At 38.3% G+C, this 19553-nt stretch carries 19 protein-coding genes; 4 read left to right on the top strand and 15 right to left on the bottom strand.

Going from position 1 to position 19553, the window contains the following annotated elements:
- Positions 1 to 10: 10 nt before the first annotated feature.
- The 5 genes from resA to NYE67_RS06270 all read right to left on the bottom strand — a co-directional run bounded on the left by resA (position 11) and on the right by NYE67_RS06270 (position 3935).
- The gene (resA, locus tag NYE67_RS06290) at positions 11 to 544 is read right to left on the bottom strand and encodes a thiol-disulfide oxidoreductase ResA (protein WP_340727395.1); all 534 of its coding nucleotides are present in this window, start codon (positions 542 to 544) and stop codon (positions 11 to 13) included.
- Positions 545 to 650: 106 nt separating this feature from the next.
- On the bottom strand, positions 651 to 1394 hold the full coding sequence (locus NYE67_RS06285; protein WP_340727394.1) for a pseudouridine synthase: 744 nt from the start codon (positions 1392 to 1394) through the stop codon (positions 651 to 653).
- Positions 1395 to 1609: 215 nt separating this feature from the next.
- Positions 1610 to 2584: a D-alanyl-D-alanine carboxypeptidase family protein gene (locus tag NYE67_RS06280; protein WP_340727393.1), complete on the bottom strand. Its 975-nt coding sequence runs from the start codon at positions 2582 to 2584 to the stop codon at positions 1610 to 1612.
- 12 nt (positions 2585 to 2596) lie between these two features.
- Positions 2597 to 3184 carry an SMC-Scp complex subunit ScpB gene (gene scpB, locus NYE67_RS06275; RefSeq protein ID WP_340727392.1) on the bottom strand — a complete coding sequence of 196 codons (588 nt, stop codon included), beginning with the start codon at positions 3182 to 3184 and terminating at the stop codon, positions 2597 to 2599.
- The gene (locus tag NYE67_RS06270) at positions 3159 to 3935 is read right to left on the bottom strand and encodes a segregation/condensation protein A (protein ID WP_340727391.1); all 777 of its coding nucleotides are present in this window, start codon (positions 3933 to 3935) and stop codon (positions 3159 to 3161) included. The genes scpB and NYE67_RS06270 overlap by 26 nt, the downstream gene beginning before the upstream one ends.
- 202 nt (positions 3936 to 4137) lie before the next feature.
- On the opposite strand from NYE67_RS06270, the gene NYE67_RS06265 reads away from it, so the two are divergent.
- The gene (locus NYE67_RS06265; RefSeq protein WP_340727390.1) at positions 4138 to 4641 is read left to right on the top strand and encodes a DUF309 domain-containing protein; all 504 of its coding nucleotides are present in this window, start codon (positions 4138 to 4140) and stop codon (positions 4639 to 4641) included.
- On the opposite strand, the gene NYE67_RS06260 is transcribed toward NYE67_RS06265, so the two are convergent.
- The 6 genes from NYE67_RS06260 to NYE67_RS06235 all read right to left on the bottom strand — a co-directional run bounded on the left by NYE67_RS06260 (position 4638) and on the right by NYE67_RS06235 (position 9654).
- Positions 4638 to 4997 carry a GNAT family N-acetyltransferase gene (locus tag NYE67_RS06260; protein ID WP_340727389.1) on the bottom strand — a complete coding sequence of 120 codons (360 nt, stop codon included), beginning with the start codon at positions 4995 to 4997 and terminating at the stop codon, positions 4638 to 4640. The genes NYE67_RS06265 and NYE67_RS06260 overlap by 4 nt on opposite strands.
- Before the next feature lie 216 nt (positions 4998 to 5213).
- Complete coding sequence (gene lysA / locus NYE67_RS06255) at positions 5214 to 6533, bottom strand: diaminopimelate decarboxylase (protein ID WP_340727388.1); 1320 nt, start codon at positions 6531 to 6533, stop codon at positions 5214 to 5216.
- A 102-nt stretch (positions 6534 to 6635) separates the two neighbouring features.
- Positions 6636 to 8078 carry a spore germination protein gene (locus NYE67_RS06250; protein ID WP_340727387.1) on the bottom strand — a complete coding sequence of 481 codons (1443 nt, stop codon included), beginning with the start codon at positions 8076 to 8078 and terminating at the stop codon, positions 6636 to 6638.
- Positions 8075 to 8854 (bottom strand): SigF/SigG family RNA polymerase sporulation sigma factor, encoded by a 780-nt coding sequence (locus NYE67_RS06245; RefSeq protein ID WP_340727386.1) that lies wholly within the window; start codon positions 8852 to 8854, stop codon positions 8075 to 8077. Before NYE67_RS06245 ends, NYE67_RS06250 begins: the two co-directional genes overlap by 4 nt.
- 12 nt (positions 8855 to 8866) lie before the next feature.
- Positions 8867 to 9307 (bottom strand): anti-sigma F factor, encoded by a 441-nt coding sequence (spoIIAB, locus tag NYE67_RS06240; RefSeq protein WP_191698228.1) that lies wholly within the window; start codon positions 9305 to 9307, stop codon positions 8867 to 8869.
- Positions 9292 to 9654 (bottom strand): STAS domain-containing protein, encoded by a 363-nt coding sequence (locus tag NYE67_RS06235; RefSeq protein WP_340727385.1) that lies wholly within the window; start codon positions 9652 to 9654, stop codon positions 9292 to 9294. The genes spoIIAB and NYE67_RS06235 overlap by 16 nt, the downstream gene beginning before the upstream one ends.
- Positions 9655 to 10130: 476 nt before the next feature.
- On the opposite strand from NYE67_RS06235, the gene NYE67_RS06230 reads away from it, so the two are divergent.
- Positions 10131 to 11585 (top strand): IS1182 family transposase, encoded by a 1455-nt coding sequence (locus tag NYE67_RS06230; RefSeq protein WP_340728917.1) that lies wholly within the window; start codon positions 10131 to 10133, stop codon positions 11583 to 11585.
- Between the two features lie 198 nt (positions 11586 to 11783).
- On the opposite strand, the gene NYE67_RS06225 is transcribed toward NYE67_RS06230, so the two are convergent.
- The 4 genes from NYE67_RS06225 to xerD form a co-directional block, all read right to left on the bottom strand.
- On the bottom strand, positions 11784 to 13529 hold the full coding sequence (locus tag NYE67_RS06225; protein WP_340729505.1) for a SulP family inorganic anion transporter: 1746 nt from the start codon (positions 13527 to 13529) through the stop codon (positions 11784 to 11786).
- A gap of 526 nt (positions 13530 to 14055) precedes the next feature.
- A complete protein-coding gene (locus NYE67_RS06220; RefSeq protein WP_340729504.1) occupies positions 14056 to 15360 on the bottom strand; it encodes a pyrimidine-nucleoside phosphorylase in 1305 nt (434 codons plus the stop codon).
- A gap of 14 nt (positions 15361 to 15374) precedes the next feature.
- Positions 15375 to 16553, bottom strand: a complete 1179-nt coding sequence (deoB, locus tag NYE67_RS06215) for a phosphopentomutase (RefSeq protein ID WP_340729503.1) — start codon at positions 16551 to 16553, stop codon at positions 15375 to 15377.
- An 89-nt stretch (positions 16554 to 16642) separates the two neighbouring features.
- Positions 16643 to 17545 (bottom strand): site-specific tyrosine recombinase XerD, encoded by a 903-nt coding sequence (gene xerD, locus NYE67_RS06210; protein WP_340727381.1) that lies wholly within the window; start codon positions 17543 to 17545, stop codon positions 16643 to 16645.
- A 185-nt stretch (positions 17546 to 17730) separates the two neighbouring features.
- On the opposite strand from xerD, the gene NYE67_RS06205 reads away from it, so the two are divergent.
- Positions 17731 to 18126 (top strand): MerR family transcriptional regulator, encoded by a 396-nt coding sequence (locus tag NYE67_RS06205; RefSeq protein WP_340728744.1) that lies wholly within the window; start codon positions 17731 to 17733, stop codon positions 18124 to 18126.
- Positions 18127 to 18162: 36 nt separating this feature from the next.
- Positions 18163 to 19485: a hemolysin family protein gene (locus NYE67_RS06200; protein WP_340727380.1), complete on the top strand. Its 1323-nt coding sequence runs from the start codon at positions 18163 to 18165 to the stop codon at positions 19483 to 19485.
- The last annotated feature ends 68 nt before the right edge of the window (positions 19486 to 19553 follow it).

Below are 19553 nucleotides of genomic sequence, written 5' to 3'. Positions count from 1 at the left end.
GTTAAAACTCCTATTCCGGCTTTATTGACTCCATATACTGCGCGATTTTTTCTTCGCTCATTTCACCAGTTATAATACGGTCAACAGAACCATCTGGTTTAATAAATATTGATGTAGGAAGAGGTCCAATGCTGTAGGCTGTAAATACGCTTTTCGTTTTGTCGATTGCAACCGGGAAGTTCATCCCCATATTGGCAACATACTTCTTAACTTCAAATTCAGATTGGGCGAAATTGACAGCAATAATTTGTACACCTTTATTAGCAAATGCTGTGTATTGACGAGTCATAGCAGGGAATTCTCGTTCGCATGGTTCACACCAAGTTCCCCAAAAATTTAAAACGACACCTTTTCCTTCGTAATCTTTTAATCTATGTTTCTCACCATTCAAATCTACTACTTCAAAATCAGGCGCCTGTGCCCCTGCTTGTACTATTTCTATTTTATCTTTCGTTACAGCACCATAAATGGTATATCCGATTGCTATTGCTAAAATTGCTAGTATAATGCCACGTGTCACAGAACGTTTTCTTTTTTTATCCAAACAAAAAACCTCCTTCCTTTTAGCAACTACTGTTGCCTATTATAGCAAATAATTACAAAATGATAATTCTTTTAATTATGAATGATTTATGAACGTTTCCACTATTTTAATTGTTGTAATCTAATTTTCCTGTTTCAGCCAGTACGCGCAACAGTTTTACTTCATGCTTTGTTAGCTGACGGTATTCCCCAGGCGACAATCCTGTTAGATCCAAAAATGCAAAGCGCTCACGTTTTAACTTCACAACCGGTGTCCCAATCGCTTCGAACATACGGCGCACTTGACGGTTACGCCCTTCATGGATTGTGATTTCACAAATTGCTTTTCCGGCATTTTCATCAAAGCTTGTCATGCTTACTTTTGCTGGAGCCGTTTTCCCGTCTTCCAGCTTAATGCCATTTTGAAGCTTCATTAACCCTTGCTTTGTTGGGATCCCTTTAACACGTGCAATATATGTTTTATCTATTTTAAATTTAGGGTGAGTCATTAAGTTTGAAAAATCCCCGTCATTTGTTAATAGTAGTAAGCCTGTTGTATCATAATCCAAACGACCTACCGGGAAAATCCGTTGGTGAACATGCTTTTGGAAAATATCCGTTACTGTTTTACGACCTTTATCATCTGTTACAGCTGAAATATAGGCACGTGGTTTATATAATAGGAAATATACTTTATCCTCTTTTTCAAGCTTTACGCCTTCTACTTCTATCGTGTCCGAGTTTGAAACCTTTGTTCCTAGCTCTTTTACCACTACTCCATTAACTTTTACTTTACCTTCTACGATTAATTGCTCTGCTTTACGTCGTGATGCAACGCCTGCATATGCAATCACTTTCTGTAATCTTTCCATAAGTTCACCTCATTGATTGATAAACTGCAAAGACGCACGCTTCTACAGCATTCGAATTTGCACTTTTCCTTTATTGCTATAAAAATTTTGAAGAAAATTAAATCTATAACTCGTCATCCACAATACGTACGCCATAAATTTCCTTAACGAATAAAAATTATGGCATACTTTCAATACTTATTAAAGAAATTTCACTTTTCCAACAATACGTCCAATTATCTTACCGTGACTAATTTGGAGCCAACAAATTCATCATCTGCATATAAAAGCCAAACCCCTCTATTTGAATCCTTAAGTCTTGAAATCTTTACGATGTGCTGGAAATTTGGTCGTTCCTTCTTATGAAGAAGCATTTGTAATGGTTCATCCAGTTCTATCGACAATCCATTTGCATTGTATTTCCCTGTTTTCACAATTGTTTGCTGCTCAAAATTCTGGTCGATAAAATCCGCCAAATTACGGTGGACATTCCAGTCATTTCCTTCATTAATCGTGACGACAACAAATGATTTTTGTTCCCGTTCGAAAAATGTTGCAAGTGTGCGCCCCGCTACTTTTGTATAACCAGTTTTCCCGGCAATTGCGCCAACTTTTTCATGCATAAGGCGGTGCTTATTTTTCCACTGTCTGCCATCCGAAAAATGTTGTGTGGAGGCAATTTTCTTAAACTCAGGATTCTTCATCGCAATTTGCAGCATTTTAGCCGTATCATATGCAGAGGAAAGGTGGACTTCATTGTGTAACCCTGTTGGATTTGTAAAGGTCGTTTCATGCAGACGGTAAAGCTGTGCCTTTTCATTCATTAACTTCACAAAGCCTTCAACCGATCCGCCAACATGTTCTGCCAAGGCAGTGGCTGCATCATTTCCTGACTGCATCATTAAACCGTGAAGCAGATAGTCAATTGTATATGTCTCATTTTCAATTAAATAAATGGACGATCCTTCTACCATTGCAGCTTCCTTCGAAATAACCACTTCATCTGAAAGGTCACTATTCTCCAGAACTACTAATGCAGTCCAAATTTTCGTTAAGCTGGCTATCGGCAATCGAGCATGCTCATTGACCCCCATTAATGTACGGCCATTTTCCGCATCAATTACAACATAGCTATTACCCGCAGCCTCAATTTGCGTAGAATTACTAAATAATACAAACAACATCACAATAGATACAAACCACTTTTTCAACAAGTCACTCCCTTAATTTTGATTAAATGTTTCCTGAAACTTCGTTAAAAATAAATCTGTAGGCTGATCATCTTCCTGATCCACTTCTTCAGGTAATGGCGGCAACTCATTAATATTTTTCAAACCAAAATAATTTAGAAATTCTTTTGTCGTTCCATATAAAATTGCACGCCCTGTCCCTTCAGCGCGTCCTACTTCCTGTACAAGTGCACGTGAAACTAACTTGGCTATTGGTCGTTCGCTCTTAACACCCCGAATACTTTCCAGCTCGGCGCGTGTAATTGGCTGCTTATAAGCTATAATTGCCAATACTTCCAATGAGGCTGCAGTTAATACTTGGTTTGTCGGATTTTCAATCAGCTTTTTCAATGTATCATTTACTTCTGGCTTTGTCGTTAATTGATAAGTGCCAGCAAGTTGCTTTAAAGCGATTCCACGCTTTTCATCTTCATTGTACTGAGATTGAAGTTCGCTTAATCCTGCCTCTATATCCATTGGTTCCACTTCTATATATTGTGCCAGTTGTTTTATGGTCATACCTTCATCACCTGCTACGAATAACAGTGCTTCGATTCTACTCAGTAATTTGTTCGAATTCATCGTCTATGTCCTCCTTTTGCAGTAATACCGATAAATCATCGAAGTTGTTTTGTTGTTCAACGATTACGATTTGGCGCTTCATCAATTCTAATAATGTTAAAAAGGTTAAGACAAGCATTGGTTTATCATCTGCTTCAAACAATTGTGTAAACATTACTCTTCCGCCTGAACTTTTTAAAATTTTTACAACAGAGCGCATCTGGTCTTTTACAGAAATCTCCTGCCTTGCTACTCGTGTGGACAATGGCTTTCTTAATTGTTTACGGCGCATTAGTTTCTGAAATGCACTTAGCATGTCATAAACATTCACTTGCTGATCAAAAAGCACCATTTGTTCATCTGGCATAAATTCCGATAAATCGCTTGGCGCTTTAGTAAAGACTTGCCCGCGTTCTGTTTCCAACTCCTGAAGTTGTACAGCTGCTTCCTTATATTTTTTATATTCGATTAAACGGGCGACAAGCTCTTCACGGGGATCGGCTTCATCCACTTCAAGTTCCGCTGTATCGATTTCACCTTCGTTAATAGGAATGAGCATGCGGCTTTTAATTGCTAATAATGTAGCCGCCATTACTAAATATTCACTTGCTTCGTTTAATTCCAAAGTTTGCATCGCATGGATATGATCAATATACTGTTCTGTTAACTCCGACATCGGAATATCATAGATATCAATTTCCAAGCGATGAATTAAATGTAATAATAAATCTAGCGGCCCACTAAAGGCATCCAGTTTCACTTCGTAAGACATAAAAAACCACCTATCCTAATCAATTGCGCCTCGATTGCTTTTCAGGAAATAATATTTTGCTGGAAAAGTTGAATCGAAATTTATCATAAATATGTAAATTAAGCTATAATTGAAATTTGCATTTACTAGTTATTTTTATTCGACACCGTTCTACAATTTAAAGCAGAACCTATTTAATTAGTATAGATGAAAGGAGAACACAATGCATCCTTTGTTTCACCCACTGTTTATCGATTATTGTGCATATTTTAATGGCAATGAGGATTACTTTGAATGTCATGAAGTAATGGAAGAGTATTGGAAAGAGATTGCCCCAAAAGAAAAGCTTCATCCGCTTGTTGGCTATGTACAACTTGCGACAAGTATGTACCATTGGCGAAGGGAAAACTATAATGGTGCAACACGTATGATGAGTAAAGCAGTCTTAAACTTTGAAAAAAATAGAGAGAGCCCGTTTTTCGATTACATTGATTTCAAGCAACTCCTTACAGTTATGAAAAATAGACTGCAAAAAATGCAGACAAATGAACCGTTTCTGAAATTTACACTTCCTCTTGAAAATGAGCAGCTTCAATCATTAGTTCAACAAAAAATAAGTATATGTACGCCTATGGACGCACACTTTATTTTCAATAAACATATGCTTCGAGACCGCACAGAAATACTTGAAGCAAGACAAATTAAAAAAAGAAGTCGACTGAACTAGTCGGCTTCTTTTAAAATAGTTATACACTTTTGGACAAATGCACTTGTATCTTCGTTTGGCTGAATATTTTTGAATCCCATCTCTTGGAGCTGTCGCAGCATTGCCAATGCAACACCTTCTCCACGATAGGATGGAATGACAGTAATATGCTGAATTGTTGTGGAATCATTCTCCTCCGCAATTCCTACTGCCCCCACATATTCTTCACCTTTTTTCCATAAAAAAAGTGTCCAATTTTCATTTTGCTCATAATGATGAATGGTCTCCATTAAACGTTTAATGTCTTTTTCCTGCGGCATTAACGAAATTAATCCCATTGCAATCTTTTCAAGTGCTTTTTTATATCTTACTAACATTTTAACATTCCCTCAATTCTACCATTGCAAATCCTAACAAAAGTCCAGTGGAAATGCAATAACACAATTTTCCAACGTCTAATGTAAAAGGCACTTATACTAGTTTGAGAATTTGTAAATAAATGGACTAATAATATAAATAAAAAGGAGTGACCAAATAATAATTCCCATTAACAGGCCGAAACCCCATTTCGCTTGCTTCGATAATTTCAACGATTATTCACCCTTTACCAATGTTAACGGCAGATCATTTACTACAAGATTCTCGTAGCTTTCTCGCTTAATCGCAAGTTGATGCACACCATTTTCGACGAATACTACTGCTGGTCTAGGAACTCGGTTATAGTTCGAGGCCATTGAATAGCCATATGCACCTGTACAGAACATTGCTAAAATATCGCCCGTTTCTGCATTTTGCAATGCTGCATCAATAATTAACTTATCCCCTGACTCACATAATTTTCCTGCAACAGTATATGTATTTGTTTTAGCTTCATTAGCTCTGTTCGCAATAACCGCTTCATATTTCGCATCATATAGTGCAGGGCGGATATTATCGCTCATACCACCATCGACTGCAATATATTCACGCACACCCGGTACTGTTTTTTGTGATCCTACTGTATATAGAGAAGTACCCGCATCCCCTACTAAAGAACGACCTGGCTCAATCCAAATTTCAGGCATTGCCAAATTGAGTTTTGTACTTTCAGCTTTTACTGTCTGAATCATATCGGCTACATATTCATGGGGCTCTAGTGGCTTATCTTCTTCTGTATATCGGATTCCAAAGCCGCCGCCTAGATTTAATACTTGTGCTTCAAATGCGAATTGTTCTTTCCATGCACCCATTTTTTGCATTACTTTACCCGCTGCTAAACTGAAGCCTTCTGTTTCAAAAATTTGAGAGCCGATGTGGCAATGTAAACCTAATAGTTCGATATTTTCATCATATACTACTTGTTTAAATGCCTCATCAGCTTGTCCGTTATTTAAATCAAAGCCAAATTTAGAATCGGCTTGACCCGTAGTAATAAAGTCATGTGTATGTGCTTCAACACCTGGTGTCACGCGTAATAGAATTTTCATTTTTTGATTTCGCTGTTTTGCCATCTCTTTAAGTAATGAGATTTCATAAAAGTTATCTACAACGATACAACCAATCCCTGTTTCAAATGCCAGCTCAAGTTCAGCAACTGATTTATTGTTCCCATGGAAGTGAATGCGTTCTGCCGGGAAACCTGCTTGTATTGCCGTATAAAGTTCTCCGCCTGATACAACATCCAAAGATAGATTTTCCTGAGCTGCCAACTGATAGGCTGCAACACAGGCAAATGCCTTTGATGCATATGCAACTTGTGCTTTTACGCCGAGATTTTCAAATGTATCGATAAAGCCGCGTGCCCGTTTACGAATAAGCGCTGTATCATAAATGAAAAGCGGTGTACCATATTGTCGGGCCAACTCAATTGTATCTATACCGCCTATTGTTAAATGGCCTTGTTCATTAATTTGTTGTGTACCATATAAGTGCATCGTGTTCTCCCCTAACTATAGCTTGTTCGAGCTAATATTCTCAAAAATCAAATATATCATATGAGAACTTTAACATAGGAGACTTACTGATGCAATGTGTGTTCAAACTCGTTTTCGCTGTTTTGCGCCTACTACAAAAGGTCTAAGCGCATCCTGCGACATTGGTGTTCGAATAATGACACGGGCAAATGCTTTCGGGAAAAACGGAACAAGTGGCCATAAATAAGGCACTTTCATCGGTTTTAATGAACATAAATATGTGAAAATAATAAAGATACCTATAAAGAATCCAGTTACACCAAACAATGCGGTTGCCGCTAAAAGCGCTAACCGGAATACTTTCACGGAAATACTCAACTCGTAGTTTGGAATGGCAAATGTAAAAATAGCCGTAACTGCGGTATATAATACTACTTCACTTGAAAATAGTCCTACATCAATCGCAATTTGTCCGATGATGATACCGGCGATTAAACCCATTGCCGTTGATAACGGTGTAGGCGTATGAATCGCTGCAATTCTCAAATATTCAATACCGATATCCGCAAATAATATTTGCAGGAATATAGGTATTTGACCTTTTTCATTTATCCCGATAAAGGCTAAGCTATCAGGAAGTAAATCCGGATGTGTAACGAGTAAGTACCAAAAAGGAAGTAAAAGAAAGCTTAATATGACCGCTCCAAAACGAAGGAACCGCATCATCGTCCCGACTAACGGTGCCTGCCGATATTCTTCAGCATGCTGCAGCAAATGGAACATAGTTACAGGAATGAGCATTACGGAAGGCGATGTATCTACCATAATTGCAATATGTCCTTCTAATACATGAGCTGCGACAATATCCGGACGCTCGGTATAACGCACGAAAGGCAATGGATGGAACTTTTGCTTAAACAGCCATTCTTCCAATGATTTATCACTCATCGTTAGACCGTCATGCTGAATTTGCTCTAGCCGCTCGATCAACCATTTCAAATGAGATTCATTAACCAAATCACTCATATAGGAAAGAACAACATCTGTTTGCCCGTATGTTGAAACATGATGCATTTCAAATCTTAGCTTCTCGCTTCTTATTCTTCGACGGATTAATGCCGTATTTGTAATAATATTTTCAGAAAAACCATCCCTGGATCCTCGGATTACTTTTTCGTTATCCGGTTCTTCAGGGCTACGACCGGGATAATTACGGAATTCCGCTAAATAGCAATAGCCGCTTTCCGTAACAAACCCTACATTTCCGCTTAAAACACCGAGCATAAAAGCATCAATTGATGTTGCATCTTCTTTACCGTGATAATTGAAATGGTAGTGGAAGTAATCTTGTTCGTCATCAATTTCCTCTTCTTGATCCCACTGAGTGTTGGCAAGCATCTCAGCTAAACTTTCTCCATTTACCAGACCACTTACGTATACGATAAGCGTCGGTAAATTCTTTATCGTAATGTCCTTTACACACAGGTCAAATGTTTTTCCTGTATCGAATTGGGATTCAAAATAACCTTTTGCAATATCTTTAGATGTAAAAAGCTGATTCGTCATTTTTTCACCGGCTTACTCAAAGTTGATAATTCCATCCAGGTTTTCAATTGGGCCAATATTTTCTTTTCCAACCTAGATACTTGTACTTGTGAAATTCCGAGACGATCGGCAATTTCCGTTTGTGTTAAATCTAAATAGTAGCGGAAATAAATAATTGACTGCTCTCGTTTCCCTAAGCGTTTTAGCATGTCTTTCAATGGTACATAGTCAAATGCAAGCTCGGATTTATCATCCCGCATTTGATCCATCAAAGTAATGGAATCGCCATCGTTTTCAAATAGCTGATCATGCAAACTTGCCGGGTCACGCATTGCATCTGTCGCCAATAAAATATCATCTTGTGATACTTGAAGTATTTCCGCTAGCTCTGCGATAGATGGCGGCTTTTCATTTGTCTTTAAATAATCATCCGTTGCATGCCGAATTTTAAAATTCAACTCCCGGATGGATCGGCTCACTTTTACCATACCGTCATCTCTTAAAAAGCGTTGAATCTCTCCAATAATCATTGGTACTGCATACGTAGAAAACTTTACTTCATAGGACAAGTCGAATTTATCAATCGATTTCATTAAGCCAATACAGCCTATTTGAAATAAATCTTCCAGCTCAACCCCTCTTGATGCAAAGCGTTGAACGATAGACCAAACAAGTCTAGTATTTCCTTCAATCATCGTTTTTCTCGCAAGTTGATCTCCCTCTTGTGACTTTGCGATTAACTCGCGCATATACGCTTGTGTTAATAACGTTTCAGATGACTGTTCGATGTTCCCCATCCCCTTATTTCGTTATGTCACGAGTGTCTGTATTGGCAAAATTTGCTTTGTAAATGTCACGATTGTCCCTTGTCCTATCACGGATTCCACTTGTAAAAAATCCGAGAAGCTTTCCATAATCGTAAAGCCCATTCCAGATCTTTCAAGCTCCGGCTTTGTTGTAAATAGTGGTTCGCGTGCTTCTTCGATATTTTCAATACCGCAGCCCTCGTCCTTAATTGTTACGCTAATTTCTGCTCCATACCTTACTGCATAAACAGTAACAATCCCATTTGGATTGTTCGCATATCCATGAATAATGGCATTCGATACGGCTTCAGATACGATGGTTTTACATTCTGATAGTTCTTCAATTGTCGGATCAAGTTGCGCCATAAAGCTTGTAACTGCAATACGCGCTAAAGCTTCATTTTCACTACGCGCTAAAAAAGTTAGCGTCATTTCGTTATCCATTGACAATCCCCCTCGCTGTGTAAAATAACTTGCTGTTCAGATGCAAATTGTATGCAATTTCCTAATCCTGAATATTGAAATATTTTTTGCATCGTTTTTGATGGATTTAAGAGTATCGTTTCCCCATCGACTGCTCGGAGTTCTCGCATTCTGCCAAGCACTAACCCAATACCGGAACTGTCCATAAAATTTAAATGTTCTAAATTCCAAACGAGCAGCTTTACATTTCCTTGTAAAATTGCTTTTGATATATGTGTTCTCACTTTTTCTGTTTCATGATGATCTAATTCACCGAAAAGTTGGACAATCAAAATATCATTTGGATACATTGTTAAATTAAAATTCAACTACATCGCCTCCTTCTAGAATGCAAATTCGGCAAGGTCAGATGATTTCCTTTCCACCTGACAAAACTAGTGTTTATTCGTTATAAGTAGTGCTCATGCGACAACTGATTTTAGTATAGGTATTACATTTCATTTTTAATCATTCATAGTACGAAAAAAGAGACTAAGTAGAAAGAGGGCACTGAAAAAGTCCTTTAGCCACAAGTTAGAGAGTACAGGAACGAAAATTCGTTCCTGTACTCTCTTTTTCTTCGATGCCGTTGATTTCCATTCCGGCGGACGCGTTTCGCGGGCACGGCTCCAGCCTTCTCCCTCGCTTCGCTCAGTCCGGGTGCTTCCGCACGTGCTGTTCCCGCAGAAGTCGCCGCCTCCATTCCAATCAACTGGTACTACTCTCGTCACTAAAAGGGTTTTCCCCTCGTATAATCTCCCAAATTTCCTGTATAATTGAAGGACTAATAAAAGGTGGTGCGACCATGATTTCTAAACAAGAAACATTGAATTTAAGTCCTTATATGGCGTTGTACGATTTAATCATTCCAAAAGACAATATGCTTCGACAAATCAATGAACTCGTGGATTTTTCATTTATCGTAGAAGAACTTCAGTCAAAATACTGTTTAGATAATGGCCGTAACGCAATTCCACCGATTCGCATGTTTAAATATTTACTCTTAAAAGCGATTCACGACCTGTCGGATGCCGACCTTGTCGAGCGTTCGAAATACGACATGTCCTTTAAATATTTTTTAGACATGACCCCAGAAGAAGATGTCATTGATTCAAGTTCGCTGACAAAATTCCGTCGACTTCGTCTTCAAGATATGAATCTATTAGATTTACTGATTCAGAAAACCGTTGAAATTGCCTTAGAAAAAGGACTTCTACTCAGTAAAATGGTTATCGTTGACGCAACTCATACAAAAGCTCGTTATAATCAAAAATCGCCAAAAGAATTTTTACAAGAAAAGTCGAAAAATGTGAGAAAAGCCGTGTATCAACTCGACGAAAACATGGTTGGAAAATTCCCTGAGAAGCCTACGTCAAATGAGGTCACAGAAGAATTAGATTACTGTCGTCAAGTAGTTGAAGTAGTGGAAACGCAGTCAAAGATTGCACAAATCCCGGCGGTGAAAGAAAAATTAAATGTTTTAAAAGAAGTGATTGATGATTATGAAGCCCATCTAAGCTATTCAAATGATCCGGATGCACGCCTTGGTCATAAGTCAGCAGATACGTCTTTCTTTGGTTATAAAACACATATTGCGATGAGCGATGAACGAATTATTACAGCAGCGGTTGTGACGACAGGTGAAAAAAGCGATGGTCATTATCTTCAAGAATTAGTCGAGAAAAGTCGAGAAACAGGTATGGAAATTGAAACGGTTATTGGAGATACAGCTTATTCAGGAAAAGATAATTTAGCGTATATGAAATCAGAAAAACTTCAGTTAGTTTCGAAGCTACATCCCCTTATTACTAATGGTCGTGGACAGCGAAAAGTTGAATTTGATTTCAATAAAGATGCAGGGATGTTTGTTTGTCCAGCAGGGCACATGGCATCGAACAGAAGACGGACAGGTAAGAAAAGCGTGAATCAAAGTTTAACGTTTTATTTCGATATTGAGAAATGTAAAGTTTGTCCGATGCGAGAGGGCTGTTATACTGAAGGTGCAAAAAGTAAAACATATAGCGTCACAATTCAATCGACTACCCATCAAGAACAAGCAGCGTTCCAAGAAACAGAGGAATTTAAAGCACTCGCTAAAAATCGGTATAAAATTGAAGCAAAAAATAATGAATTAAAGAATCCCCACGGCTTTAAAACAGCAAAATCGGCGGGGTTATTTGGCATGGAAGTTCAAGGAGCCACAACCATCTTTGTGGTCAATCTAAAACGAATACTGAAGCTAATGAGCGAAAAGGAATAAATAGAGACGAAGAAAAGAGGCATTTTCCATTCAAAATCGAATGAAAAATGCCTCTTTTATGTTGAAAAACGAAACCGTTCTAAAAAACGAAGGTTTTTCAGTGCCCTCAGTAGAAAGTTAATCTTTCTGCTTAGTCTCTCATTACATATTCATAGTAAAAATATTAGAGCATCTTTATCCCCGTCAGATCCCCCCCTGTCACTTTAAGCGTTCGGGTGGTAAAAGGTTCTCCCCTTCTGCTACAATTTTACATTCCTTAAATGCGAAATGCTTGCAGCCAATACATTTTTTCAAGTTAATATAATCGAATGCTGCCGTGATTGCTTCACCTGTAGTCCGATAAAAATTTTGCTGTCCAATTAAGTCGTATAATCCATTACGTCTCAGCATCTCCTCTAAACTAGGCTGGACTCCCGTAACAATGACTTCACCGCCATTTGACTTGAAATTTTTCACGATACTGCGGAAATATTCTTCCCCTGTTGAATCAATATAAGGAACTTTCCCTAAACGCATAATAAATACTTCTGGTCGGTAATGGATAGTATTTAAAATCGATTGTTCAAAAGTTTGTGCAGCACCGAAAAAGAGAGGTCCTTCTATTGTATATACACTTATTTGCGGACAGTCATGCAAATCCGACACCATCTGCGGTTGCAGTTTTCCTCCATCATCATCTAAATTCGGCAATACTTTTGAGACTACGAGCATTTCACTCATTCTTTTTGCAAAAAGCACCACAGCCAGAACAAGACCGACCTCAACTGCCAAAGTTAAACTTGTAAACACTGTTAATAAAAATGTAATGACAAGTACGAGCGAATCCCCGGATTTTAACTTTAAAATATGCGCAAAATGATGCCGTTCACTCATATTCCAAGCGACAATCATTAGCACCGGCGCTAAGCTTGCGAGCGGTATATGAACAGCGAACGGAGCTAGGATCAGCAAGGTCAAAAGGACAAAAATACCGTGAATGATGCCTGACATTGGGGAAGTTGCACCTGTCTTGATATTTGTAGCCGTTCGTGCAATAGCCCCCGTAGCAGGAATTCCTCCAAAAAATGGCGTGACAATATTAGCTATCCCCTGCCCAATAAGCTCCCGATTACTATGGTGCTTGCTGTTCGTCATACCATCTGCAACAACAGCAGACAATAAGGATTCTATTCCGCCAAGCATCGCTATAACAAAGGCTGGACCTATTAACATGTAAATCCGTTCAAACGTTATTTCAGGAATTTGAAAGTGCGGTAATGTATTCGGAATGGCACCATAGGTCGAACCAATTGTTGTTACATGACCTTGGAAAAAAAGCGTTGCAACAAGAGATGAAATTATAATGCCGACGAGTGCTCCCGGAATTTTAGGTAAAAACTTCGGAGTAATAATAATTAAAAGTAAACTTATGATTGCAATGAGTACACTAGAGAAATTAACTGTTCCAATATTGGAGGCAACCTCCATAATATTCATATGAAATTTCTCATGCTGCTCCATATTGGATAGTCCTAAAAAATTCCCGATTTGTCCGGCAAAGATGATGATGGCAATTCCCGCTGTAAACCCAACAGTAACAGGTCTAGGGATATATTTTATGAGGGTCCCTAGCTTAAAAATCCCCATTAATAACAGCATAACACCTGCCATTAACCCTGCAATGAGCAGGTTTTCATATCCATAGACTAGTACGATTCCAAGCAAAATCGGAACGAATGCTCCCGTTGGACCGCCAATTTGAAATTTCGAGCCACCAAATATCGATATTAAAATCCCTGCAATAATAGCCGTGTAAATTCCATACTCCGGGTTAACACCAGATGCTATTGCAAAAGACATTGCCAAAGGAACCGCAATAATCCCTACGATTATCCCTGACAGTAAATCCTTTTTAAAATGGGCGAATGAATAGCCTTCAAATCGACCTGACCATTTAACTTGCATACAATCCCTTCTTCACTATTTATTCATCGTTATAGCTATTATCGTACATAGTACAGTAATTTAATTCATATTTTACCATATTTATGTTTCTACACTATAAGTTAGGGATGATTAAATTGAAAAATAAGATAACGAAAAAAATTGGAGCAACCTATTTTCCGCACACACTTAATCGCCAAGGAATTTGCCATTATATTTCGCACATCTCTTTTCGCTGAAGCAAGTTTTGGCCGCTCACCGCCGCCTCGCAATAGCGCAAGCGGCTTGATTGGATGTTCTTTACTTCACTATATAACGAGGGCAGAACTTTGAGATTGGTGGGCCTCGCAAACGGCAATAAAGGCAGTGATAAAGACGCGTATCACGTGGCTTTAGCGCTGTCTTGCCGTAGCCCACCAATCAATCAAATTAAACTTTATTAGAAAAACAACACCATATTATAGTGAGGAGCCATATTTATGTATTTTTAAAAACATAAAAAAAAGCCTTTTACCACCCTCTCGGACAATAAAAAGCTTTTCCTATATTATTGAGTTATAATCGCTTCAATTAACTTTGGTGCTTCTACTTTCTCAGCGGAAATGAATACATGCGCATAGATTTTTTCCATTACATGTTCAATATTTTCGCTATTAGCATGAATCGTCATTACTGATTCACCTTGTGCAACTTGATCCCCAACTTTTTTATGCAAGACAAGTCCAACGGCTAAATCGATTTCCGACTCCTTCGTAGCACGTCCCGCACCAAGTAACATCGCTGCAGTACCAATATCATCGGCTTCGATTTTTGAAATATAACCTGATTGTTTCGCAGGAACGTCAAATTGATATTTTGCCTGAGGTAAACGTGATGGATCATCCACTACCGAAGCATCGCCACCTTGAGCAGCGATAAACTTTTTCAGTACTTCTAGTGCCGCACCATTTGCTACAACTTCCTCCAACATTTTTCGAGCTTCCTCGATTGTTTCAGCTTTACCGCCTAAAACAACCATTTGTGAACCTAATGTGTAGCATAGTTCATTTAAATCTGCTGGGCCTTGACCTTTTAATGTATCAATCGCTTCTTGAACTTCCAAAGCATTACCGATTGCATAACCTAAAGGTTGGCTCATATCAGAAATAATCGCCATCGTTTTACGACCGACGTTATTACCGATCTTAACCATAGCTTCTGCCAGTTTGATTGAATCTTCGACTGTTTTCATAAACGCACCGTCACCTGTTTTTACATCAAGAACGATTGCATCGGCACCCGCTGCAATTTTTTTGGACATAATTGATCCAGCAATTAATGGAATGCTCGAAACCGTTCCTGTTACATCACGAAGTGCGTATAGTTTTTTGTCTGCTGGTGTTAAGTTGCCGGATTGACCGATAACTGCCATGCCAATTTCATTTACTTGGTTAGAAAATTCTTCACTTGATAATTCTACATGGAAGCCTTCAATTGCTTCCAATTTATCAATGGTACCACCTGTATGACCTAAACCGCGACCACTCATTTTAGCAACAGGTACACCGACAGCTGCTACCATTGCTGCAAGTGGCAAAGTTGTCGTATCTCCTACACCGCCTGTTGAATGCTTGTCTACTTTAACACCTTCAATAGAAGAAAGGTTAATTTGGTCACCAGATTCCACCATTGCCATCGTAAGATCTGCTCGTTCACGATCCGTCATATCTTTAAAATAAATCGCCATACATAAAGCACTTGCCTGATAATCCGGAATCGTACCATCTGTATAACCTTCAACGAAAAAGCGAATTTCCTCTGTCGTCAATTCTTCGCCATTTCGCTTTTTTTCAATAATATCTACCATTCTCATGATGAATGTCCCCCTTATTTAAGCTCTTTTAAAAAGCTTTTTCCGAACTGTGGTGCTGCAACCTTAAAATTATCAGCAATTGTTGCTGCAATATCTGCAAATGTTTCACGTAATGGCAGCTGTGTTCCACCATTAAAACGAGGAGAATAAACAATTAATGGCACAAATTCACGTGTATGGTCTGTACCTGGGAATGTTGGATCGTTTCCGTGATCAGCCGTAATGATTAATAAATCATCGTCTGATAACGCATCCAAAACTTCCGGTAATCGACGATCGAATTCCTCTAATGCTTCACCATAACCTAATGGATCACGTCGGTGTCCAAAGTTCGCATCAAAATCAACAAGATTTAGGAAACTCATCCCTTGGAAGTCACGACGAACAACTTCAGCCATTTTATCCATGCCATCACTGTTGTCTTTTGTACGAATTGATTCAGTAACCCCATCACCATTAAATATATCCGAAATTTTACCAATTGCAATTACTTCTAGATTCGAGTCTTTCATTTCAGCCATTGTTGTACGCCCAAATGGTGTTAATGCATAGTCATGACGATTGGCCGTGCGCTTAAAGTTACCCGGTACACCGACGAACGGACGTGCAATAACGCGACCAACTAAAAACTCCGGATTTAAAGTTAACTCACGTGCAATTTCACAAATTTTATATAGTTCATCCAAAGGAATAATATCTTCATGTGCTGCAATCTGTAAAACAGGGTCAGCAGATGTGTAAACGATTATTGCTCCTGTTTCCATATGTTCCTTACCGTAATCATCAATGACAGCGGTTCCACTATACGGCATGTTGCATAACACTTTGCGCCCTGTTGCCGCTTCTAATTGAGTAATTAGTTGTTGCGGGAAGCCTTCCGGGTAAACTTTGAATGGTGTATCAATGTTCAGCCCCATTATTTCCCAGTGACCTGTCATCGTATCTTTGCCTACAGACGCTTCTTGCATCATGCCAAAATAAGCTGTAGGTGTTTCAACTTTTTCAATACCTTTAAGTTCACGGATATTGGCCAAGCCCATTTTTTCCATATTCGGCATGTTTAAGCCATTCATTTTTTCTGCTATATGACCTAATGTGTTTGAGCCAGCATCGCCAAAATTATGGGCGTCCGGTGCTTCACCAATACCTACAGAATCCATTACGATTACATGTATTTTTTTAAACGGTTGCATAATGCTTTCACTCCTATTCTTCCTCTTTATTTTACATAAAAGGCCTAAACAAATAAAGGTCAGACATCCGATTTCGGTAGAATTTATTTTTAGGCCCGTGGATGGAATTGTTTATAGACTTCAGACAAACGTGTTTTGCTTACATGTGTATAAATTTGTGTTGTAGAAATGTCTGCATGACCTAACAGCTCTTGTACAGCCCGTAAATCTGCCCCATTTTCAATTAAATGTGTGGCAAATGAATGTCTTAATACATGTGGTGTTATTTCTTTTGAAATATTTGCAGTTTCCGCATGTTCTTTAATAATTTTCCAACAGCCTTGTCGAGTAAATCTTTTCCCTCTTTGGGTGATGAAAAACGCATCATTTTTCGGTGCATTTCCTAATAGCTGTGGTCTTGCTTCTTTTAAATATGTGTTGCATGCTTCCAGTGCTCCGCGACCAAGTGGAATAATACGTTCCTTCCCACCTTTACCAAATACACGGACAAAGCCCATTGTAATGTGAATATCCTCTAAATTTAATTCAATGAGCTCACTTATACGCATTCCTGAGCCGTACATAATCTCTAAGATGGCTATATCCCGTATCCCCTGTGGTTTTTCTATGGAAGGTGCGGCTATGAGCATATCAATCTCTTCTACCGATAACACCTTTGGTAATGATTGTTCTTTTTTTGGCATTTCCAAATGTACAGTAGGGTCTTGATCCGTTACTTTTTCTCTCAATAAAAATTGGTGAAAAGACCGAATTGAGGAAATTTGTCTCGAAATCGTTTTCGTAGACTTTCCTGTCGTCCGTAAACTATCCAAGTAAAGCAATATATGTTCACGTACAACTTCTTGAAATGCATTAATTTGCTGATCATAATGGATATGACGAGCGTATGCGATTAAATCCCGTTTATAAGACTGTAAAGTATTATCAGAAAGTTGCCGTTCCACCTTGATAAAATGAAGATAATCTTCTATAGAATCTTTTAAAGCCTGCATAAAAATCGCCCCTCTTGCTTTATATACATACATTTTACCATTTTACTTCGGCAGTCGATATATATTGCTCACCTATCATTTTAACTAATATTTGTTTTTCTGTAGATAAATGGAATATCTTTACAAAATGTGCTTTCTGCGTTATTCTTGAAAGTAAAACGTTATGAATGAGGTGATAACTTGGGATCGGAAAACTAAAAATTGGTGAGCTTGCCACTGCTACCGGGGTAACAAAACGAACAATTGATTATTATACAAATTTAGGGCTTTTAAAAGTGGAGCGATCGGCATCCAATTATCGCTATTATGATAAAGAAATGATTAATCGTATTCACTGGATTGAGGAACAAAAAAAGCAAGGAAAATGTTTGGATGAAATTCATCGTTTAATTGCCCCTGCAGAAAATGAACCTGAAGAAATTGATGTTCAGGACATTCGTTTGCAAATGCGCAAGCTCGAACATGATGTAAACGTTTTAATGGAACATTTAGATGAGAAGGAGCGACAAAAGCTTCGTAAAAAAGTGTCACCTGAAAGTGTTGCGCTAATGCAGTCACTTTTATTAATTTTAAATAACTAGGAGGTGAACGTTCTACTTCGTGAGTAGAACGCTCGTTTGACCACAATCATTAACTTAATAATTTTCTCGGCTTTAATCGCTTTAACCGCCTTTTTCGTAGCAACGGAATTCGCTATCGTAAAAGTACGTCAATCTCGTATTGATCAGCTAGTCGCTGAAGGGAAATCTGGTTCACTCACTGCTAAAAATGTAACAACACATTTAGATGAATACTTATCTGCCTGCCAACTCGGAATCACTGTAACAGCATTAGGAATCGGTATGGTTGGTGAATCTACCTTTGAGTTTATATTACATCCGCTATTTGAATCTATCGGAATTGGTACAGATTATATTCATTGGTTTACATTGGGCGGAGCTTTCTTTTTGGCAACGTTTTTCCACGTTGTAGTTGGTGAATTGGCGCCTAAAACAATTGCCATCCAAAAAGCGGAGGCTGTCACTTTAGCATTTGCGAGACCTATTCAATTTTTCTATAAACTAATGTTCCCTTTAATTTGGCTATTAAATGGTTCTGCACGTTTATTATTGAAACTATTCGGAATGCAGCCAGCGAGTGAGCATGAATTATCACATACGGAAGAAGAATTACGCTTACTTTTATCGGAAAGTTATAAATCAGGCGAGATTAACATGAACGAATTGAAATATGTAAACAATGTATTTGAATTCGATGATAAAATTGCACGTGAAATTATGGTTCCGCGTACGGATATTATTGGATTTGATATATCCGCTACGTTTGAGGAAGTGTTAACTCAAGTATCTGAAGAACGCTATACGCGCTACCCAGTCTATGAGGGCGACCGTGATAATATATTAGGTTTTTTAAATATTAAAGACTTTTTAACATTAGGTATGAATAACCGAATCAATCCAGCTACATTTAAACTAGAGGACTTCATAAATCCCGTCATTCATATGATTGAGACAACACCTATTCAAAGTTTATTGCAAATTATGCAAAAGAAACGCATCCATATCGCAATATTATTGGATGAATACGGTGGAACAAGTGGGATGATTACTGTAGAAGATATTTTGGAAGAGTTAGTCGGAGAAATTCGCGATGAATTTGATGACGATGAAATTCCGGACATTCGCAAAATTGCCGAAAACCATTATTTAGTCTATTCAAAAGTATTGCTCGATGACATTTCGAAGCTGCTATTTTTGGATATTGAAAGCCCTAACGTCGATACGATCGGTGGTTGGTACTTTACCAATATGCCAGATTTAAATATCGAGGATTCGTTCATTTATGAAAACTATCTCTTTAAAATTCAGGAAATCGATGGTCATCAAATTCAATTTTTAGAAATAAAAAAGGTAGACGATTTAGTAGACCCGGTGATGTAATCTATATTACTGCACTACCCTCCTCTCATAGAATAAGAACTTGGATTTCCCCAAAGTTTCAATTAACT

Origin of the sequence: Solibacillus sp. FSL W8-0474 (assembly GCF_038004065.1) — a bacterium.
Classification (GTDB): Bacteria; Bacillota; Bacilli; order Bacillales_A; family Planococcaceae; genus Solibacillus; species Solibacillus faecavium.
Note: the sequence above shows the minus strand (reverse complement) of the source record. Positions and strands in the feature narration are given on the sequence as shown.

Bases quoted from the DNA above. Each gene is read 5' to 3' on its own strand.
- deoB (WP_340729503.1), bottom strand. From the start codon at position 16,553: ATGCAACCGTTTAAAAAAATACATGTAATCGTAATGGATTCTGTAGGT.
- lysA (WP_340727388.1), bottom strand. From the start codon at position 6,533: ATGCACTTATATGGTACACAACAAATTAATGAACAAGGCCATTTAACA.
- NYE67_RS06220 (WP_340729504.1), bottom strand. From the start codon at position 15,360: ATGAGAATGGTAGATATTATTGAAAAAAAGCGAAATGGCGAAGAATTG.
- scpB (WP_340727392.1), bottom strand. From the start codon at position 3,184: ATGAATTCGAACAAATTACTGAGTAGAATCGAAGCACTGTTATTCGTA.
- spoIIAB (WP_191698228.1), bottom strand. From the start codon at position 9,307: ATGGATAACGAAATGACGCTAACTTTTTTAGCGCGTAGTGAAAATGAA.
- NYE67_RS06230 (WP_340728917.1), top strand. From the start codon at position 10,131: ATGATTTCTAAACAAGAAACATTGAATTTAAGTCCTTATATGGCGTTG.
- NYE67_RS06250 (WP_340727387.1), bottom strand. From the start codon at position 8,078: ATGACGAATCAGCTTTTTACATCTAAAGATATTGCAAAAGGTTATTTT.
- NYE67_RS06270 (WP_340727391.1), bottom strand. From the start codon at position 3,935: ATGTCTTACGAAGTGAAACTGGATGCCTTTAGTGGGCCGCTAGATTTA.
- NYE67_RS06245 (WP_340727386.1), bottom strand. From the start codon at position 8,854: ATGGGGAACATCGAACAGTCATCTGAAACGTTATTAACACAAGCGTAT.
- NYE67_RS06265 (WP_340727390.1), top strand. From the start codon at position 4,138: ATGCATCCTTTGTTTCACCCACTGTTTATCGATTATTGTGCATATTTT.
- xerD (WP_340727381.1), bottom strand. From the start codon at position 17,545: ATGCAGGCTTTAAAAGATTCTATAGAAGATTATCTTCATTTTATCAAG.
- NYE67_RS06225 (WP_340729505.1), bottom strand. From the start codon at position 13,529: ATGCAAGTTAAATGGTCAGGTCGATTTGAAGGCTATTCATTCGCCCAT.
- NYE67_RS06260 (WP_340727389.1), bottom strand. From the start codon at position 4,997: ATGTTAGTAAGATATAAAAAAGCACTTGAAAAGATTGCAATGGGATTA.
- NYE67_RS06285 (WP_340727394.1), bottom strand. From the start codon at position 1,394: ATGGAAAGATTACAGAAAGTGATTGCATATGCAGGCGTTGCATCACGA.